The sequence below is a fragment of the Bacillus sp. JJ675 genome, assembly GCF_036963165.1.
Taxonomy (GTDB): domain Bacteria; phylum Bacillota; class Bacilli; order Bacillales; family Bacillaceae; genus Bacillus; species Bacillus glycinifermentans.
The window spans coordinates 74,614-92,077 of sequence record NZ_JBALMR010000022.1; the positions used below are offsets into that span (position 1 = coordinate 74,614).

18 protein-coding genes and 1 pseudogene are annotated in these 17,464 nt (G+C 47.9%); 8 read left to right on the forward strand and 11 right to left on the reverse strand.

The annotated features are described in order from the left end of the window. Positions 1 to 96 precede the first annotated feature (96 nt). Positions 97 to 669 (forward strand): undecaprenyl-diphosphatase, encoded by a 573-nt coding sequence (locus V7126_RS06630; RefSeq protein ID WP_046130163.1) that lies wholly within the window; start codon positions 97 to 99, stop codon positions 667 to 669. A 39-nt stretch (positions 670 to 708) separates the two neighbouring features. Here V7126_RS06630 and V7126_RS06635 read toward each other — a convergent pair whose 3' ends face one another. Together V7126_RS06635 and V7126_RS06640 are read right to left on the reverse strand one after the other, a co-directional pair. After that, positions 709 to 1,638 carry a manganese-dependent inorganic pyrophosphatase gene (locus V7126_RS06635; protein ID WP_175076706.1) on the reverse strand — a complete coding sequence of 310 codons (930 nt, stop codon included), beginning with the start codon at positions 1,636 to 1,638 and terminating at the stop codon, positions 709 to 711. 131 nt (positions 1,639 to 1,769) lie between these two features. Continuing rightward, positions 1,770 to 2,597 carry a manganese catalase family protein gene (locus tag V7126_RS06640; protein ID WP_216899296.1) on the reverse strand — a complete coding sequence of 276 codons (828 nt, stop codon included), beginning with the start codon at positions 2,595 to 2,597 and terminating at the stop codon, positions 1,770 to 1,772. Positions 2,598 to 2,742: 145 nt separating this feature from the next. Between V7126_RS06640 and V7126_RS06645 the strand changes: the two genes are divergently transcribed. Next, complete coding sequence (locus V7126_RS06645; RefSeq protein WP_175076705.1) at positions 2,743 to 3,465, forward strand: YqjF family protein; 723 nt, start codon at positions 2,743 to 2,745, stop codon at positions 3,463 to 3,465. 44 nt (positions 3,466 to 3,509) lie between these two features. Here V7126_RS06645 and V7126_RS06650 read toward each other — a convergent pair whose 3' ends face one another. Beyond that, a complete protein-coding gene (locus V7126_RS06650) occupies positions 3,510 to 3,920 on the reverse strand; it encodes a CBS domain-containing protein (RefSeq protein WP_046130351.1) in 411 nt (136 codons plus the stop codon). Positions 3,921 to 3,986: 66 nt separating this feature from the next. Further along, positions 3,987 to 4,940, reverse strand: coding sequence for a magnesium transporter CorA family protein (locus V7126_RS06655; RefSeq protein ID WP_175076704.1), 954 nt, complete (start codon positions 4,938 to 4,940; stop codon positions 3,987 to 3,989). Between the two features lie 157 nt (positions 4,941 to 5,097). Here V7126_RS06655 and V7126_RS06660 point away from each other — a divergent pair, with 157 nt between their 5' ends. The 4 genes from V7126_RS06660 (at position 5,098) to V7126_RS06675 (ending at position 9,035) form a co-directional block, all read left to right on the forward strand. Next, positions 5,098 to 6,396 carry a hemolysin family protein gene (locus tag V7126_RS06660; protein WP_175076703.1) on the forward strand — a complete coding sequence of 433 codons (1,299 nt, stop codon included), beginning with the start codon at positions 5,098 to 5,100 and terminating at the stop codon, positions 6,394 to 6,396. A 156-nt stretch (positions 6,397 to 6,552) separates the two neighbouring features. Beyond that, entirely contained in the window at positions 6,553 to 7,764 is a 1,212-nt protein-coding gene (locus V7126_RS06665) for an ammonium transporter (protein ID WP_175076702.1), read from the forward strand. Between the two features lie 18 nt (positions 7,765 to 7,782). After that, positions 7,783 to 8,133: a P-II family nitrogen regulator gene (locus V7126_RS06670; RefSeq protein WP_046130347.1), complete on the forward strand. Its 351-nt coding sequence runs from the start codon at positions 7,783 to 7,785 to the stop codon at positions 8,131 to 8,133. Between the two features lie 509 nt (positions 8,134 to 8,642). After that, entirely contained in the window at positions 8,643 to 9,035 is a 393-nt protein-coding gene (locus tag V7126_RS06675; RefSeq protein ID WP_175076701.1) for a hypothetical protein, read from the forward strand. 445 nt (positions 9,036 to 9,480) lie between these two features. Here V7126_RS06675 and V7126_RS06680 read toward each other — a convergent pair whose 3' ends face one another. The 3 genes from V7126_RS06680 to V7126_RS06690 form a co-directional block, all read right to left on the reverse strand. After that, positions 9,481 to 10,053 (reverse strand): ATP-dependent Clp protease proteolytic subunit, encoded by a 573-nt coding sequence (locus tag V7126_RS06680; RefSeq protein ID WP_046130346.1) that lies wholly within the window; start codon positions 10,051 to 10,053, stop codon positions 9,481 to 9,483. Positions 10,054 to 10,066: 13 nt separating this feature from the next. Then, positions 10,067 to 10,675 carry an RNA polymerase sigma factor gene (locus V7126_RS06685; RefSeq protein ID WP_046130345.1) on the reverse strand — a complete coding sequence of 203 codons (609 nt, stop codon included), beginning with the start codon at positions 10,673 to 10,675 and terminating at the stop codon, positions 10,067 to 10,069. 131 nt (positions 10,676 to 10,806) lie between these two features. Continuing rightward, on the reverse strand, positions 10,807 to 11,670 hold the full coding sequence (locus V7126_RS06690; protein WP_046130344.1) for a M23 family metallopeptidase: 864 nt from the start codon (positions 11,668 to 11,670) through the stop codon (positions 10,807 to 10,809). A gap of 144 nt (positions 11,671 to 11,814) precedes the next feature. Here V7126_RS06690 and V7126_RS06695 point away from each other — a divergent pair, with 144 nt between their 5' ends. Further along, positions 11,815 to 12,321: a GNAT family N-acetyltransferase gene (locus V7126_RS06695; protein ID WP_046130343.1), complete on the forward strand. Its 507-nt coding sequence runs from the start codon at positions 11,815 to 11,817 to the stop codon at positions 12,319 to 12,321. A 46-nt stretch (positions 12,322 to 12,367) separates the two neighbouring features. Here V7126_RS06695 and V7126_RS06700 read toward each other — a convergent pair whose 3' ends face one another. Continuing rightward, a complete protein-coding gene (locus V7126_RS06700) occupies positions 12,368 to 12,811 on the reverse strand; it encodes a YwnF family protein (protein WP_046130342.1) in 444 nt (147 codons plus the stop codon). A 237-nt stretch (positions 12,812 to 13,048) separates the two neighbouring features. On the opposite strand from V7126_RS06700, the pseudogene cls reads away from it, so the two are divergent. Further along, a pseudogene (gene cls, locus V7126_RS06705) lies at positions 13,049 to 14,497 on the forward strand (cardiolipin synthase). 44 nt (positions 14,498 to 14,541) lie between these two features. Here the strand turns inward: cls and V7126_RS06710 are convergent. The 3 genes from V7126_RS06710 to V7126_RS06720 form a co-directional block, all read right to left on the reverse strand. After that, entirely contained in the window at positions 14,542 to 15,978 is a 1,437-nt protein-coding gene (locus V7126_RS06710; RefSeq protein ID WP_175076699.1) for an MDR family MFS transporter, read from the reverse strand. 2 nt (positions 15,979 to 15,980) lie between these two features. Continuing rightward, on the reverse strand, positions 15,981 to 16,205 hold the full coding sequence (locus V7126_RS06715) for an MbtH family protein (RefSeq protein ID WP_046130340.1): 225 nt from the start codon (positions 16,203 to 16,205) through the stop codon (positions 15,981 to 15,983). Continuing rightward, the coding region (locus V7126_RS06720; protein ID WP_335497323.1) for a thioesterase domain-containing protein at positions 16,205 to 17,464 on the reverse strand (1,260 nt) is incomplete at its 5' end. The genes V7126_RS06720 and V7126_RS06715, both read right to left, overlap by 1 nt.

Consider the following 17,464-nt stretch of genomic DNA (forward strand, 5'->3'; position numbering starts at 1 on the left):
CTTTTTCGTTTAACATGAAACTTTTATGAATGCAGTTTCGTCCCCTAACTGTCCGGGAAAAATAGGATTCTATTAAAAATACTGAAAGGTGATTTTGTGAACTACGAATTATTTAAAGCCATCCATAATCTATCACATCACAGCACCATTCTTGACGGCATGATGATTTTCATATCGGAAAAAGCGATTTATCTATATGCCCTTGTGCTGCTGGCCATATGGCTCTTTGGAGGCCATTCCTACAAAAAAAGCGTTCTTCAGGCAGGATTTACAGGGATTTTGGGCCTTGTATTCAACTATTTAATTACATTGATTTACCAGGAGCCGCGCCCTTTCGTCGCCCACCATGTCGATGTGCTGATTCATCACGCCGCAGATGCGTCGTTCCCGAGCGATCATACAACTGGTGCTCTGGCAATTTCTATCGCATTCTGGCTCTTCCACCGCAAAATCGGAACCTTTATGATCGCCTTCGGTTTGCTGACGGGCTTCTCCCGCATCTGGGTCGGGCATCACTATCCGGTTGATGTTTTAGGAAGCATCCTGGTAGCGATTTTGGTGTCGCTTGTTGTGCTTAAATTTTCCAAATACCTGCACCCGATTTTCGATTGGATCATCTCGCTCTACGATTCTATCGTGCGCCGGGTGAGAAAATTGATTTTCAGATAAAAGCAAAAGCCCGGACGGCGATGTCCGGGCTTATTTTTATTATCCTTTTAATGCTTCTGTAAGCGGCGGAACGATTTGTTTTTTACGGGAAACGACGCCTTTTAATGTCGCTGTATTATCCGCCAATGTGACGTTGAACGCTTTTTCAACGGCCTGTGCGGCTTGTCCTGAAACGACGACAACCGAATCATTCGTTAAAATGTCCGTTACGACAAAGACGAATAAATCCAATCCTTTTTCAGCAACCACTTTTGCGAGCTCTGCTTCGACCTCTTCTTTGCGGGAAAGGACATCGTTCGTGTCGACCGTATTCACCTGGGCAATCTCTACTTTATGGCTGCCCATCGTAAATTCTTTGGCATCGAGCGAGAGAAGCTGCGGAATCGTTTTTGCGCTCAGGTCAGCACCGGCTTTCAGCATGTCCAGGCCGTAGCTTTCAGCGTCAACTCCTGCAATTTCAGCCAATTCTTTCGCCGCTTTTACGTCTTCATCCGTACAAGTCGGAGATTTAAATAACAGCGAGTCTGAGATGATCGCAGACAGCATGAGTCCGGCCGTTCCTTTTTCAATATCGACTCCGTTTTCTTTATAAAGCTTTTTTAAAATCGTCGCCGTGCATCCTACAGGCTCAGCGCGGTAGTACAATGGATCACTCGTTTCAAAATTGGCGATCCGGTGGTGGTCAATGACTTCAAGCACGCGCACCTGATCCAGATCATTGACGCTTTGCTGGCGCTCATTATGGTCAACAAGGATGACGCTGTCCGTTTCGTTGGCAACGGTCTCGACAAGGCGCGGAACTTCCGCTTTGAATTGATCGAGCGCATATTGGGTTTCGCCGTTGATTTCGCCTAAACGGACGGGTTCTGCATCAACGCCGAGCTTTTTTTTCAGTTCGGCATATGCAATCGCTGAACAAATCGTATCCGTGTCCGGGTTTTTGTGCCCAAAAATAAGAACTTTACTCATGATATGACTCCTTACTTGTTTTTTATAGTTAGCTTACCTGACAATGAAAAGATCTGCAAACCTGTCACTTATTTTATAATATTTGAGCGGAAATTTGAATTTTTTTAAAAAGAAAAAGAGCCGTTCGGCTCTTAAAATCGTTCATCAGCGGGAGGCGTGTTGTGGCTCTGTTTTGGAGCGGGCTTCAACTCAGGTTTTTCTCCGTAGGCGACAGGACCGTTCTCGTATTCGAACGGCGCTCCGTCCGGCGCATCTCCCTTCAGCCAATCAAGCCCGGCGCTTTCTTCTCCTTCTGAAAAGTTATACAGCGTATGTGCAAATTTTTCTTTCTCACATTCTTTCGGAAGCGTGCCAGGCACGACAACGCCTTCTTTCTCTTCTAAATCCCTGATTGCAGCAATCCACTGGTTCTGATGCATCGTATCGCGCGCCAACAGAAAGCCGAGCATATCCTTTACGCCTTTGTCATCGGTCATTTCGTACAGTCTGGCCACCTGCAGCCTGCCCTGTGATTCCGCATTGACGTTTGCGCGCATGTCGGCAAGTAGATTTCCGCTGGCGACGATATAACCCGCATTCCAAGGGACGCCTGTGCTGCTTTCCGGCATAGCGCCGAGCCCTGACACGATGGCATGATGAGGGTTCATCCCCCCCATGACAAAACCGATCACCGGATCTTCCGCAGCTTTCTCCTGCTCGTAGACGGGTGCGTCTTCCAGCAACCTCGCAATCATCGTTGCGATCATTTCGACGTGACCGATTTCTTCAGCTGCCGTATCCATGAGCAAATCCTTGTATGCTTCGTTGCCTCTCGTGTTCCAGCCCTGAAACAGATACTGCATCGCCACCGAAATTTCACCGTACTGCCCGCCGAGAATCTCCTGCATCTTCTTGGCAAAAACGGGATCCGGCTTATCAGGTTTTGCCGGATATTGAAGAACCTTCGAATGTTTGAACAATTCAGTCACTCTCCTTCGCTTATTTTTGAACCTGTATTTGATATATCCCGCGAAGAGAGAAGTAAAACCGCAAAATGCGCCGGTTTGATCGTTTAAAAAAGACCATTTTATACATAATAAACAAAAAAGGAGAGTGTCGCTTGTGATGCCGGACACATCGCACAGGCCGTTCCCGCTTCCAAAAGGACCCTGTATGATGGCTCAGACGTGGAATGATGTATTGTTCGCCCATTGGCCTGCCGAGCCTGAGGCGATTCGCGAAAAAATACCGGCCGCCTTAGAACTGGAGACGTTCAACGGAAAGGCCTGGATCGGGATTCTTCCTTTTCTGCTGACGAATCTGCGGCCGCGCTTTTTGCCGCCCATCCCTTTTTTCAGCCGGTTTCCTGAGCTGAATGTCCGAACGTACGTCACCTATCAAGGGATACCGGGCGTTTATTTCTTCAGCCTTGATGCAGCCTCCCGCTTCGCCGTTTTAGGCGCGCGCACATTTTTCCGCCTGCCGTATTATCATGCCGGCATGGACTTTGTTCATGAAGGAAGGCGTGTTCGTTTTTCCAGCAGAAGGCCGGATGGAAAAGCGGCCTTTTACGCCCGTTACGGTCCGCTGTCAGACTCCTTCACCTCCCGAAAAGGCACAATCGAATACTGGCTGACTGAAAGGTATCGGCTATACACCGTACATAGCAGCCGAATCTATTATGAAGACATCCATCACCCGCAATGGAGGCTCCAGCAGGCTGAAGCCGTCTTTTCCCAAAATAGCGCAGCTTCGGCAAGCGGTCTCACTCTGCCGGATACCGCTCCGCTCCTCCATTACGCCAAAAGGCAGCACGTTGTATGCTGGCCGCTTCGGCGGGTGCGCTAAAAATATGACAAAAGGAAGAGCGCAGATACGCTCTTCCTCAACGTTTAAGCCGGTTTTGATATTTCGCTTAAAGCTTCTCCCGCTTTCTGATCCGCAGCATTTGTCACCGAAAGGTCCCCCAGCGCAACGATTCCGACCAGCCGTTCATTTTCCACGATCGGCAGCCTGCGAATTTGATGCTCAGCCATCAGATCGCCGGCTTCCTCCGCCGTCATCTCTGGATCACCCGTCACCAATTCTGTGCTCATGATATCCCGTGCAGGTGCCTCAATGACATTTTCGGCGACGCATCTAATTACGATATCGCGGTCTGACACGATTCCTACCAATTTGCCATTCTCGCAAACCGGGATGGAGCCGACATTTTGGTCGCGCATTTTCCCTGCAATTTCTGTAACGGATGCGGAAGGTTCGCAGCACTCGGCATTCGGTGTCATCAAGTCTTTCAGCTTCACTTTGGATTCCTCCTTTATCATTGGTGTAGTATGTGCTTTTCCGAAAAAAACGTCTCTTAAACGTCTTTAAAAGTACTCTTTCTTTTTGATATATTTCTTTTTATCCTTCAACAAATCACCGGTCCATCCTTTCTTTTTCAAATACAGATAAACCAGCACGGTTGAAGCCGCTATCAAAATCAGCGAATACAAATAGCCGTGCTTGAAAGACAGTTCGGGCATATGTTTGAAATTCATTCCCCACAGCGCGCCGAAAGCCGTAACAGGCGTAAATAACGTCGTGAAAATCGTCAAAGCTTTAAAAATCTCATTTCCCCTGTGGGATGTCACCACTTCTTCGGAATGGAGCAGATAATTAATATCGCCTGCATAGTCCTTGATCAGCATCAGCACTCTGTCAATCTCGCAAAACGTCCGGCGCTGTTCGGCTTCGTCAAAGTTTTTGAATACAAATGTTTCCTGAATGGCCATCGCGACTTTTTTCATCGTCATCACAAGGCTTTTCATGATCAATAGCTCATGGCGCAGCTTGTGGATCGCCTCGATGATGCTTTTATTGTTATCATGATGAAATTTCCATTTTAATGTTCGAAGGTTGTTTTCAAACTGCTCAAGCTCCTTGAAATACGCGTGCACCAATTCCCCCGCGAGCACCAAAAACGCCTCCGGCGCATTCTTGCACCGTTTGAGCCGATGCCGCATCCGCTTATCGCTGAAGCCTCCAAAAACAGAAAAATCGAAGTTCATCGTAAAAAAATAGTCCATTGTCACGTAAAAGTGGAAAACAGAACGGTCGTGCTCTTCTTTCGCATCCTGCTGATAAATCAGGGAGCCGTACAGCGCCTCATGATCAGCGGACACAACGTCGATATCCAGACAATTTACGTTTTCCGAAGGAACGCCTTGAAACCATTTCCGGCATTCCGGCCAGTGTTCGGAATGGATAAGCTCAAGCGCTTTTGTTTTTTCCTGAGGGCCGAGCTGATACCAATTCCATCCGTCTCCATAAGCAATCTTCATATCTCATATCCTCCTGTTCACCTTCGCTTATTGTTCTTTGCCCGCAGCCCCCGAAACTAAACCTGATGTTTGCTCTGCAACCGCATGTGGTATGGAGCCAATATGATAATGATTCGAAAAAAGGAGGTGTGCGCCTTCTGTTTCGGAAGGCCTTGCATTGGATTTTGTAAAACTGGCGGCAGTGGCGATTTTAATCGCGCTTACGGGGTTTTTCGTAGCGGTTGAATTCGCCATCGTAAAAGTAAGAAGGACAAAGATCGACCAATTGATCGTGGAAAAAAGAAAGGGGGCGCTTGCCGCAAAAGAAGTAACCTCACATCTTGATGAATACTTATCGGCCTGTCAGCTCGGGATAACGGTGACGGCGCTCGGCCTCGGATGGCTCGGTGAACCGACGATGCAGAGCCTGCTGCATCCCGTTTTTGCAGCACTCGGCTTGCATGAGTCTGTCACGCACGTGCTCACGTTTTTGGCCGCTTTTTTGATCGTCACCTATTTGAACGTGGTCATCGGCGAACTCGCGCCTAAAACGTTCGCCATCCAGAAAGCGGAGAACATCACGCTGCTGTTTGCAAGGCCGATGATCTTGTTTTACAGGGTAATGTTTCCGTTTATTTGGCTGCTCAATCAATCGGCCCGCGTCATCACCGGAATGTTCGGGTTAAAGCCGGCCGCAGGGCACGAATTGGCCTATACGGAGGAAGAGCTGAGAACCCTTTTGTCTGAAAGCTACCAAAGCGGAGAAATTAATCAAAACGAATTAAAATACGTGAACAACATTTTCAGGTTCGACGAACGGATGGCAAAAGAAATCATGGTTCCCCGGAATGAAATGACCGTCTTGTCTCTTGAAGACGGTACGGAAAAAGCAATATGGCTGATCAAGAAAACGAAGCATACCCGGTTTCCGGTGGTACAGGAAGACAAGGACCACATCATCGGGATGATCAACATAAAAGAATGGCTGCTCGCTGAGCTTGCGGGCAAGGCTTCCTTTGAAACCGGCCAGCTTAAGAAGTTTATCCATCCCGTCATTCGCGTGATCGAAACGATTCCCGTCTATCAGCTGTTCGCCAAAATGAGGAAAGAGCGCACACATATGGCGATTCTCGTCGATGAATACGGAGGAACGTCCGGTCTTGTAACGATTGAAGACATCATCGAGGAAATCGTCGGCGACATACGCGATGAGTTTGATACCGAGGAAGTGTCAGACATTCGCAAAATCAAAGAAGACCACTACATCCTGAACGCCAAAGTGCTTGTCAGCGATGTAAACGACCTGCTTGGGATCCACTTGTCAGATGAAGAAATCGATACAATCGGCGGCTGGTTTCTGACACAAAACGTCGACACCGGGCCCGGGACCGAGATTCAATGCGACGGCTACAATTTTAAAACGAAAGAAATGGACGGCCACCGGATCGTCTGGATCGAAGTGACAAAGGCTGATTGAGGCGGTTTCTGACTCTTGTCTCAGGCGAACCGTTTCCCCTCCCGCTGCTTTTCTCCCAAAAAACCATGTTAGGAAATCTTACATGTTCGTCATGATATCGTTCTTTTATCACTATAATTGAAAAAAACATCACTTTTTACGACGGAGGAATGTAACATGCAGATGGGGGATACAGTATTCATGTTCTTTTGCGCTCTGCTCGTGTGGCTGATGACGCCGGGCATCGCTTTATTTTACGGGGGACTGGTAAGAAGCAAAAACGTGCTGAGCACGGTGATGCACAGTTTGTCATCGATCGCCATCGTATCGGTCATATGGATTTTGTTCGGATATTCTCTCGCTTTCGCACCGGGGAATCCCCTGATCGGAGGTTTTGAATGGCTCGGGCTGAACGGAGTCGGATTTGACCCGAATTCCGATTATTCGGAGACGATCCCGCATACACTCTATATGATGTTCCAATTGACGTTCGCTGTGCTCACGACAGCGATTATTTCCGGAAGCTTTGCTGAACGGATGCGTTTTCCGGCCTTTATTCTGTTTTCTGTGCTGTGGGTCGTGCTTGTCTACTCTCCTGTCGCCCACTGGGTATGGGGCGGAGGCTGGCTTGCAGAACTGGGAGCCCTTGATTTCGCGGGCGGAAACGTCGTCCACATTTCATCAGGCGTCGCCGGACTTGTCGTTGCGATCGTTCTCGGCAAGCGGAAAAACATCAGCGACACGGCGCCCCACAATTTGCTTTTGACATTGCTGGGCGCGGCGCTGATCTGGTTCGGGTGGTTCGGGTTTAACGTCGGAAGCGCACTGACACTTGATGAAGTGGCGATGACCGCTTTTATCAACACCAATACGGCGGCGGCCGCCGGAGTGATCGGCTGGGTCCTGATCGAATGGCTGATCAATAAAAAACCGACAATGCTCGGAGCGGTCTCCGGCGCCATTGCGGGACTTGTCGCAATTACACCGGCCGCCGGTTTCGTCACTCCGTTCGCTTCTGTTTTTATCGGATTTGTAGGCGGCGCCGTCTGTTTCTGGGGCGTGTTTTCTCTCAAGAAGAAATTCGGCTATGACGATGCGCTTGACGCATTCGGTCTTCACGGAATCGGCGGAACGTGGGGAGGCATTGCAACGGGCTTGTTTGCCACTACATCGGTTAATTCGAACGGAGCCGACGGCCTGTTCTACGGAGACATCAGCCTGCTTTGGAAACAGCTGATTGCGATTCTCTCAACATATGTGTTTGTTGCAATTGTCACTTACGTTATTATAAAAGTAGTCAGCATTTTCTTTAAGCTTCGTGCAACCGAAGAGGAAGAGTCTCTCGGGCTCGACCTTACGATGCACGGCGAAAAAGCGTATCAAGATTAATTGTCAGGGAGTGATGGAATGAGCGGTCAAATGTATAAGGTTGAAATCGTAACGCGTCCTACAAACTTTGAAGAGCTGAAAACCGAACTGGCCAAAATCGGGGTAACTTCCATTACATTTTATAATGTCCACGGATGCGGCCTGCAAAAAGGACATACGGAGCTTTACCGCGGCGTCAAGCGGGAAAGCAATGTATATGAACGCTTAAAAGTCGAAATCGTCGTCAGCAAGGTGCCTGTCGAAAAGGTCGCCGAGACGGCGCAAAAGGTGCTCAAAACCGGCGAACCCGGAGACGGCAAAATCTTCATTTACGAAATTCAAAACACGATCAACATCCGTACGGGCGAAGAAGGGCCCGACGCTTTATAAATGAGTGAAGCTCCCGGCGCAACCAGTCCGGGAGCTGTTTTTTGTTTAGAATGGCAAACATAACAACTTGAATTTATTTTTCAAAAATCTTTTCCGGCAGATTGGAACAGATACCCAAAAGCTTAGACAACTTCTTTTTTCAAGCCCAATAAAAATCATTTCTGACGATCACTTTGGCTCGGTATTAGATTACTAATATAATCGTTGCGTGTGGGTGCCGGTAAAATAATTCAACTAATAATAGGTTATCTCTATAGCCTGTTTGTATTACCCAGATTGAACAACACGATTCCCGAAAGAAATATTATTGCTATTCTTGCTTGTCTCATTAAATTGTTCTTCCAAGTCCTTCAACTTGAATTTCATGACTTAAAGTCTTTACTTATCTAAAAACCGTTCTCAGGGAAAATAAATTAATGATGTAGAATTTTTTTCTATTTTCATTGATTATTTTAGTAAATATGTTAATATAACGTAGTCGCTAAATTAGCAAAGAAAGGGAGTTTAAATTGAAAAAAATTGCAATGCCATTGTTTACAGCTGCTCTTTTGCTGGTTCAATGTTTCGCTGGTAATTCAGAAGCATTTGCTATGAATTCAAAAGGGGCAATTAAATTTAAAACAGATGCTAATACATATTCAAAGCACGCTACTTCTATTGTTGTCACAGGCACTTTGCGTGAGGATAATGACAATGGTTATGTAGTATATCTGTATAAAAAGGGCCGAACTACCCCGGTAAAAATGATAGATGTAGATCATAAGATCGGTACCCGTAATTTCAAGGCAGTTTTTTCAACAAAAAATATCCCGGCAGGCAAGTATGATGTAATTGTAGCACAGAGCTGGGGATATAAAGATTGGCATGGAGAGCTGCAACATTATATTACTGTTCAGCATTAAAATTAGTGACAGATTAGAATCATAAAAGCTTAGCTTTTGATTTTATCTGAAATCCTTTAAAAACCATTTACTGCAAAACTACGAATTGAGGATGAATGATTAAAAGTTCACGGACTTTTTATCATTCATCCTCATTCATTTTTATAGTTTTCTTAGATAGAAATCGTACAGCATATCTCCTCCCAAGAAAGCTAAAAAGTAAAGTTACCCCTCAGCGGTAAATCTCTTGATTTATGTGAACACGATGACATCTGTACAAAAGTTCATGCTACTATAATAACCATGAAATCCCCCCTTATTGTTAATAATGAAAGCCTATTATTTATACAAAGCAGGGGGGATTTTCAAAGGATTTCAATATCGCATAGTTACAATTGAGAGGTATGCGTCAAAACTTTTCTAAAAGGAAACATGTTGAATACCATAAGGTTCTAAAGATTATTTTTTACAAAACTGCATCAACAATACCGTAAGCCTTCGCTTCTTCGGCATCCATAAAATAGTCGCGTTCCATGTCTTCTTTTAGTTTTTCAAGCGGCTGACCCGTCCTTTCATGGAAGAACTGCTGGATTTTGTCCTTCAGCTTGATGATCCGCCTCGCGGAAATCTCCATGTCCGTCGCCTGTCCTTTGACGCCGCCGAGCGGCTGGTGGATCATGATTTCGCTGTTTTTAAGGGCAAACCTCTTTCCCTTCGTTCCGCCCGCAAGGATGATCGCCCCCATCGAAGCCGCCATCCCGACGCAGATCGTGCGAACATCCGGCTTCACGTACTCCATCGTATCTAAAATCGCATATCCGGCAGAGGTTGATCCGCCGGGGCTGTTGATATAGACCGAAATGTCCTTTTCATTGTCCTCCGCCGACAAAAACAGCAGCTGGGCGGTGACGCGATTGGCGAGATCGTCCGTAAATTCAGAGCCGATCATAATGATGCGGTCTTTCAAAAGCCTTGAAAAAATATCGTAGGATCTTTCTCCTGCCGCTGTTTTTTCAATAACATAAGGAATGGTGTTCATGCCTTTCAGCCTCCTAGGCAGCACACCTCATCATGCTTACGCAGGACGGCTGCGAAGCGCTCGAAAGCCAGGTCCGCTTCGCGTATTCAAGCAGGCGGTCCGGATCATGGCGCACAATCGCGTCGATCAAGAGCCTGTCGTGCTCTGAGCCGCTCTCCCTGATCGCCTCCCTCTGAAGAACGTCAGATGAAAGCCTTTTGACACGCTGGCGCGATCTGAATAAAAGCGATTTGACGGATGATTCCGGTTTGCCGAGCGTTTCGGCGATTTCATGCAGCTGGTAGGAAAACACGTCTTTGAGCAAAAAGATCGTTAATTGCTTCGGCGTTAATTCGGCCGCGAGATGTTTCAGCAGATGCTCGCATTCGTCCGCAGCCCTTATTTCTTCCGTCTGCTCTCCTGACTGATCTGCACCCGAAAGAAAGCATTCGCGCTTTCTTTTTCGAAGCAGGTCAATCCATTTATGCTTTGCAACCGTTTTTTGATAAGCAGGCGAGGCGTCTGCTTGATTGATTTCCATTAATTTCAGGATCGTGTCCTGAGCCAAGTCCTCTGCATCCCATTTATCACCGGTGATCATCATGCAGTATTTCATCAGCGCTTTCTGCTTTAATTCATTCATGAATGAATTCACACTCCTTAAAGAGGCCTCTTACTTTAATAAACGGATTGCCCTTTCGATTTGATACGGGTTTTTTAAAACATTGTAACAAAAAAACGCCTATCTGATTTGATAGGCGTAAACGGTTTGTGTTACGGCTGTGTTGAATCTTTTGTCTGGTCCTCGTCCTGAGCGCCTGAATCGTCAGTTGAATCTTCCCTTTTGGTTTTCCCTTCAGTGTCGTCTTTCGCTTTTTCTTCCGTTTTTGCTTTTTCCTCAACGGAAGGCTGGGCAGGTTCTTTCACTTCAGAAGCTTGCTTTTCCATTGCCTTTTCAATGCTTGACACCGGCTTGTCCATGAAGTTCAGCGGATTTAAAGCGACTCCGTCTTTGCGGATTTCAAAATGCACATGGTTTCCGCCTTCTTCATTGTATAAGTTTTTGCCTGCTTTTCCGATGACTTGATTTTGCTCGATTTTGTCACCCTGCTTGACGCTTACTTCAGAAAGGGATTGATACACGGTTGACAGCCCGTCTTCATGCTCGATTTCAACAACATAGCCCAACACTGGGTCTTTAGCAGCCTTGATGACAGTACCGCTGAGAGATGCGGAAACATCGAACGTTTTTCCGTCTTTCTCCGCCAAGTCGATACCTTTGCTCATGCTATACGTGTTATCATAGTTTACAAGTGCTGCTTCTTTCTCTTCTTTAGATGCATTTGTTTCAAAGAATTTTTTCACGACGGTTACATTCTCAGAATCAATGACCGGCATTGCGACATTTTCGACCGGTTTTCCTACTTCTACCGCGTCATCACGGTTGTCGTAGGCTGACTTTCCATCATCCGCCAGCTTATCTTTCACATCGTTATTGGATGCTGATTGATACCAAAGAACAGCTGTTAAAACAACGACGGCACTGATCAGATAGATGGCCGGGAATACCCAGCGTCTGCGAAAAAACCTTTGCAGCTTTGTGATTTTGGAAGTACGATTCTTTTCTTCCTCTTTCATGCTTTCATCACCTCAGCAACATTCTGAACACTTTTCAGAAAATATATACATTTTAAAAAAACTTTTTTTATTGAATAGATTTTTAGCAGCCGGCCGGACCGGACGCTTACGATAAAAACGGACAAGAAAGGACAGAATAAGATCATGAAATTGCGCATCGCCAAAAAAGAAGACCTTCACACAGTCGTAGACATTTATAATTCCACCATTGCTTCCCGGATGGTTACGGCCGATACAGAACCTGTGACAGCTGAAGATAAGCTCGGCTGGTTTTTGGGCCATACCGAAGCAAGGCCGCTGTATATCGTCGAAAACGACGCGCAGGAGTGCATCGGCTGGATCAGCTTTGAATCGTTTTACGGCCGGCCCGCATACGCGAAAACCGCAGAGGTCAGCATCTACCTTCACGAAGCGCACCGCGGAAAAGGAATGGGATCGGCCGTTTTAAAAAAAGCGCTTGATCAAGCGCCGAGGCTTGGAATCCGTTCATTGATGGCGTTTATATTCGCCCATAATGAACCGAGCATCAACCTTTTTCAAAAACACGGGTTTTCCGAATGGGGGCATTTTCCGGGGATCGCCGAGATGGACGGCAATCGCTACGATTTAAAAATATTGGGGAAAGAATTGAATGAAGCCGGGGCATCTTGACGTTACAACGCAAAAAAGAGCTGTCCGTCAGCTCTTTTTCGTTTTACTATTCAGCAAGGCGCTGCCTTCTGCTTTCTTCTTCATTTAAAAACTCCATGAAATTGCTCATCACCGTAAACGGCTGCTCTTTTACCGCCGTGACATAGCGGTTTTTCCGCTCATCGGAAAGCACTTCGCTTTTTTGCATCCGTTCGAGAATATACTGAAACACCTTTTGCTGGACATTTCTTTTTTGATATGACGACTCTCTGATCAAGGCCATTCCAAAGGCTGCGCCTAATGCGGCGATACCGATTTTGATGAAGGTTTCCGTACCGAAACGAGTCTCTCCCCAGAAAGATGACAGATAAACGAGAGAGATAACGAGCAGCGGAACCGCTGTAAAAAGAAAGATCAGCCGTTTCTTTAATATCGGGGCAGCAACCTGTTTCAGGTTTTCCATTTCTTTTCTCATAAAGGCGGGCATTTGATTAAATGTTTCAAGATCCATAAACATCCCTCCTGCTTGAATGTTACAACAGAAATTCGTGCTTTTTATATTTATATCGTAACTTAGTTCTAACATGTTTTACAGTTTTTTGCCTTATAGCTCCCTTTTTAAAGAAACCTTCCTGCTTTTTTCTCGTATAACATGACATGGTTGCCTGAAAGATAAGTTACTGATATAAATGGAATGTATCAAAACAAATCCGTCTTTGTGAGGTTCAACATGGATATTATTAAAAATATTAGCATCACATCGATATTTCTCGGTTTTGTATTAGTTTTAAACACGCTGCTGGCCATCGTTGTGATCTTCAGGGAGCGCCGCGATGCAAGCGCCTCTTGGGCCTGGCTTCTGGTTCTCTTCTTTATCCCGGTGCTCGGCTTCATCCTTTATTTATTGTTCGGCCATAATTTAAAACGCAAGCACCTCTTTTACTGGGAAGACCAGAAAAAGATCGGGATTGAGAAAATATTGGATCAGCAGCTCGCCAAATTGAAAAATCGGGAATTCCAATTTCGGAACAAGGCGACGGCGGACAGCAAAGATTTAATTTATATGCACATCATTAATAATCACGCCGTGTTTACGGAAGATAATGCCGTCGAGCTCTTAACCGACGGGCGCCAAAAGTTCGATCGGCTTCTTCGTGATATTGAAAATGCCAAAGACCACATTCATTTGCAATACTACATTTATAAAGGCGATCAAATCGGAAAGAAGCTGCGCGACGCGCTGATCAAAAAAGCAAAGGAAGGCGTCGAAGTCCGCGTTCTTTATGATGAATTGGGATCAAGAAGACTGCGGAAAAGCTTTTTTAAAGAGCTGAAAAAGGCCGGAGGCTATGTCGAAGTCTTTTTTCCTTCGCGGTTTCGATTTATCAATTTGCGCATGAACTACCGCAATCACCGGAAGCTGGTCATCATCGACGGGTTCATCGGCTATGTCGGCGGATTTAATGTCGGGGATGAGTACCTTGGCCTGAATCCCGCATTCGGCTATTGGCGGGATACGCACCTTCGAATCAAAGGAACGGCCGTCCATTCGATTCAAACGCGTTTTATCCTTGACTAGAATCAGGCCTCCCACCGCCATGACATTACATACAAGCCGAATCTTTTCCCGGAGTGCGGCTCTCACGGAAACATCGGCATGCAGATCGTCACAAGCGGCCCGGATTCGGAATGGGAGCAGATTAAAAACGGCTACATTAAAATGATTTCAAACGCCAAGCGGTCCATATTGATTCAAACGCCTTATTTCATCCCTGACGCAAGCCTTCTTGACGCTCTCAGAATCGCCTGCCTGTCAGGAGTTGACGTCAGAATCATGATCCCGAACAAGCCTGACCACCCTTTCGTCTATTGGGCGACTCTTTCTTATATCGGCGAGCTGCTCAAGGCGGGCGCCTCTGTATTCATTTATGATAATGGCTTTATTCATGCAAAAACGATCGTTGTCGATGAGGAAATTTCTTCAGTCGGAACGGCAAATATCGACATGAGGAGCTTTAAGCTGAATTTTGAAGTGAATGCCTTTTTATATGACGAGGAAATTGCCAGAAACCTTGTGCTGTCATTCGTAAATGATCTGCAAGTATCGAAGGAGCTCACCTATGAAGATTATCAAAACCGGAGCAGAAGCATTCGCTTCAAGGAAGCGATTTCGATTCTCCTGTCTCCGATTTTGTAGCAGGACAAATTGAATCCCCCCGGGATTTCCCAGGGGGATTTTTTCTATTTGCTGTTTCCCGCCGTCCGTTCATCGCGGGCTGCTGATGAGGAGCGCGCACCCATGCCGGGGGCGGCGTCAGCGTCACGGATGCCAAGCGCGAAGCAAAAAGCAGCAATAAGGAGCGCTGACGCACCAAGCAAAGCCGTCCTGTATGCCGCAAGGTCCGGCAGCTCCCCTTCCGTATGCCGGCTCATGACAGCAAGGAGGCAGGACATGATCGCGACGCCTAAAGCAGAGCCGAGCCGATTCTGTACATTGAACAATGTCGTCGCCCGCCCCATTGAAGCTGAAGAGATGTTGGCAAAAGAAGTGACCTGAACAGCACCGACAGCATGGCCTAAGAAAAAGCCGGCCAAAAACAGCAGCATTCTCAGAAACCACGTGTTTGTTCCAGGCCCTGTCAAACTGAGGAGGCCAAACAGCACAGACGCACATAACAATGCGGCAGAGATCAGCCGGCGCGGCCCAAGCTTTGAAAGCGACCGGGGCATGAGCTGAGAAGCGAGCATCAGCCCCAGCGCTTCGGGAAACGTAATCAAGGCGGTATCCAGCGCCGAGTGATTCAGCACCTCCTGATACATCAGCGGAAACACGTAAAGCATGCCAAGCAGTCCGGCCGCCGAGAACAGCGATACAATACTCATCATTCCAAAAACCCGGTCCGCCAGCAAACGCAGATTGAGCAGCGGATGCCGAGCGCGAAGCTCGACCAATACAAGGGCCGTCAGCAAAACGAGTCCCCCGATTCCGGCGGCAAGCACAGCAGGCGACCCGAATCCGTCCGCCGGCCCCCGGCTGAGCGCAAACACCGCAAGCGCCATTCCCGGGGCTGAGAGGAGAAAGCCGGGCAGATCGAATGTTCCGGCATCTGATTCCATATGCTCGTCAAGACATAACAGACCAAACAGCAGAATGATCAATCCAATCGGAACGTTAATGAAGAAAATCCAGCGCCATGACAGCTGATCCGTAAAAAACCCGCTGATGATCGACCCGAGCGCGGGAGCCACGGCAACCGGAAGAACGAGAACACGCGAAATCTTTGGCCGTTCTTCCGGCGGGAACGTCCTGAACAAAATCGCCATTCCTACAGGAGTGATCAGTCCTCCGCCGGCTCCCTGGATGATGCGGAATAGATTTAAAGCCGCAAGATGTTCAGCAAGCCCGCATAATAGAGAGGCCGCAGTGAACATCCCAAGCGCTATCGAAAAGATCCGCTTGGTACCCCAACGGTCGCCAAGCCATCCGGCAATCGGAAGACATACGGCGAGGCTGACCAGGTAGCCGATATTGACGATGCCGGCGTCCGGCGGGGGCGCCTGAAATTCTTTCATGATGGCCGGCAGCGCCAAGTTGACGACGCTCGCGTCCATCGCGGCCATAAACATCGCCGTGACATATACGATGCTGACAACCGTCCGCTGGTTGAGCGGCCTCATATTTACTCATCACCGCCGTGAACCCCTAGAGCGGGCTTCACGCTGTTCGGCCGCAGATCGCTCCAATTCGAGCTGATATATTCAACACAATCGCTCCGGCTTGATTCCCCAAAAACAACGGCCCAGCCGGCCGGCACGTCAAGAAATGCCGGCCAGAGCGAATGCTGGCCTTCGTTATTCATCAGGACAACATATGTGCCGTCTTCACGTTCAAAAGGATTTGTCATCAGTCTCTCCCCCCTAAGGCATCTAATTTTTCGGCAAGAACGCGTCCAATTTCGGCAAGCGGACCCGGCTGGCACAAATCTTTATGGCGGCAGTCAATATCGTGCTGCTCCATCTGTCCATGAAGATAAGGAAGCCATGATTCCGGAGCAATCGGATCAAACCATTCCGGAATGACGGTTGATCTGAAGAACAAAAGATCACCGTGATAGATATGCGGTTTATATTCGCTTAAAATGCGAACCGAATTCACATAAGTCTCCTTTAGGTTCAATATTGCGGCTTCATCAAGACTAGCCAGTGCACTGCCGTCGCGCCGCAAAAGTTCAATCGCACTCGACAGTTCGAGCGGCTTCCCGTCTCCGAGACTGTCAGGATCATATCCGCCTAAAGCCAGGAGAGCGACAAGCGCTTCCTGCTCGTCCGGAGCATCTTTAATCGGAAGGAAATGGTTCGGGTAAGCGTCAAGCATGACGAGAAGAGAAACTTCTTCGCCCTGTTCCTGAAGCTGGGTTGCGATCGCATGAACTACATTTCCTCCGAGAGACCAGCCGAGAAGGCGGTAAGGTCCGGCCGGCTGAACCTGTTTGATATGAGAGATATAATCGGCGGCCATTTCATTCAGTGTTGCCGGCAGCGCTTCCCGCTGTGCGATGCCGCGCGCCTGCAGTCCGTAAATCGGATATTCCTTGCCGAGCGACGTCATCAAACCGGCATAGCACCAGCTCAAGCCTCCTGCCGGATGTACGCAGAACAGAGGCAGCTCGCTCCCGCCAGCTCTCAGCGGAAGCAGTACATCCAGCGCACTCTGGCTGCTGCCGACCTCAAGGCGTTCAGCAAGACCGCTGACGGTCGGTGCTTCTAGCAAATCACCGATGCCGAGCTCCGCCCCGATCGCTGCGCGGATTCGGCTGATCAGCTGGACAGCAAGCAGCGAATGCCCGCCAAGCTCGAAGAATCCGTCATCAATTCCAATCCGGGGCACGCTCAAAATTTCTGAGAACAGATCGCACAGTATCTCTTCTTGAGGCGTACGCGGACTTCTGCCCTTAACAGCCGCCGTAAAATCCGGCTCAGGAAGCGCTTTGCGGTCGAGCTTGCCATTCGGGGTCAACGGCAAAACATCAATTTTTACAAATGCCGCAGGCACCATGTAATCAGGCAACGTCCCGGCGGCATACCGGCGCAGCTCTGCCGGATCGGGTTCTGCTTCTGAGGCGGGGACAATATAGGCGATCAGGCGCTTATCCCCGGGCCGGTC

What these genes read in the sequence shown, in the direction of transcription:
- V7126_RS06635 (WP_175076706.1), bottom strand. Translation starts at nt 1,638, where the DNA reads ATGAGTAAAGTTCTTATTTTTGGGCACAAAAACCCGGACACGGATACG.
- V7126_RS06645 (WP_175076705.1), top strand. Translation starts at nt 2,743, where the DNA reads ATGCCGGACACATCGCACAGGCCGTTCCCGCTTCCAAAAGGACCCTGT.
- V7126_RS06655 (WP_175076704.1), bottom strand. Translation starts at nt 4,940, where the DNA reads ATGAAGATTGCTTATGGAGACGGATGGAATTGGTATCAGCTCGGCCCT.
- V7126_RS06665 (WP_175076702.1), top strand. Translation starts at nt 6,553, where the DNA reads ATGCAGATGGGGGATACAGTATTCATGTTCTTTTGCGCTCTGCTCGTG.
- V7126_RS06670 (WP_046130347.1), top strand. Translation starts at nt 7,783, where the DNA reads ATGAGCGGTCAAATGTATAAGGTTGAAATCGTAACGCGTCCTACAAAC.
- V7126_RS06680 (WP_046130346.1), bottom strand. Translation starts at nt 10,053, where the DNA reads ATGAACACCATTCCTTATGTTATTGAAAAAACAGCGGCAGGAGAAAGA.
- V7126_RS06685 (WP_046130345.1), bottom strand. Translation starts at nt 10,675, where the DNA reads ATGAATGAATTAAAGCAGAAAGCGCTGATGAAATACTGCATGATGATC.
- V7126_RS06690 (WP_046130344.1), bottom strand. Translation starts at nt 11,670, where the DNA reads ATGAAAGAGGAAGAAAAGAATCGTACTTCCAAAATCACAAAGCTGCAA.
- V7126_RS06695 (WP_046130343.1), top strand. Translation starts at nt 11,815, where the DNA reads ATGAAATTGCGCATCGCCAAAAAAGAAGACCTTCACACAGTCGTAGAC.
- V7126_RS06700 (WP_046130342.1), bottom strand. Translation starts at nt 12,811, where the DNA reads ATGGATCTTGAAACATTTAATCAAATGCCCGCCTTTATGAGAAAAGAA.
- V7126_RS06710 (WP_175076699.1), bottom strand. Translation starts at nt 15,978, where the DNA reads ATGAGGCCGCTCAACCAGCGGACGGTTGTCAGCATCGTATATGTCACG.
- V7126_RS06715 (WP_046130340.1), bottom strand. Translation starts at nt 16,205, where the DNA reads ATGACAAATCCTTTTGAACGTGAAGACGGCACATATGTTGTCCTGATG.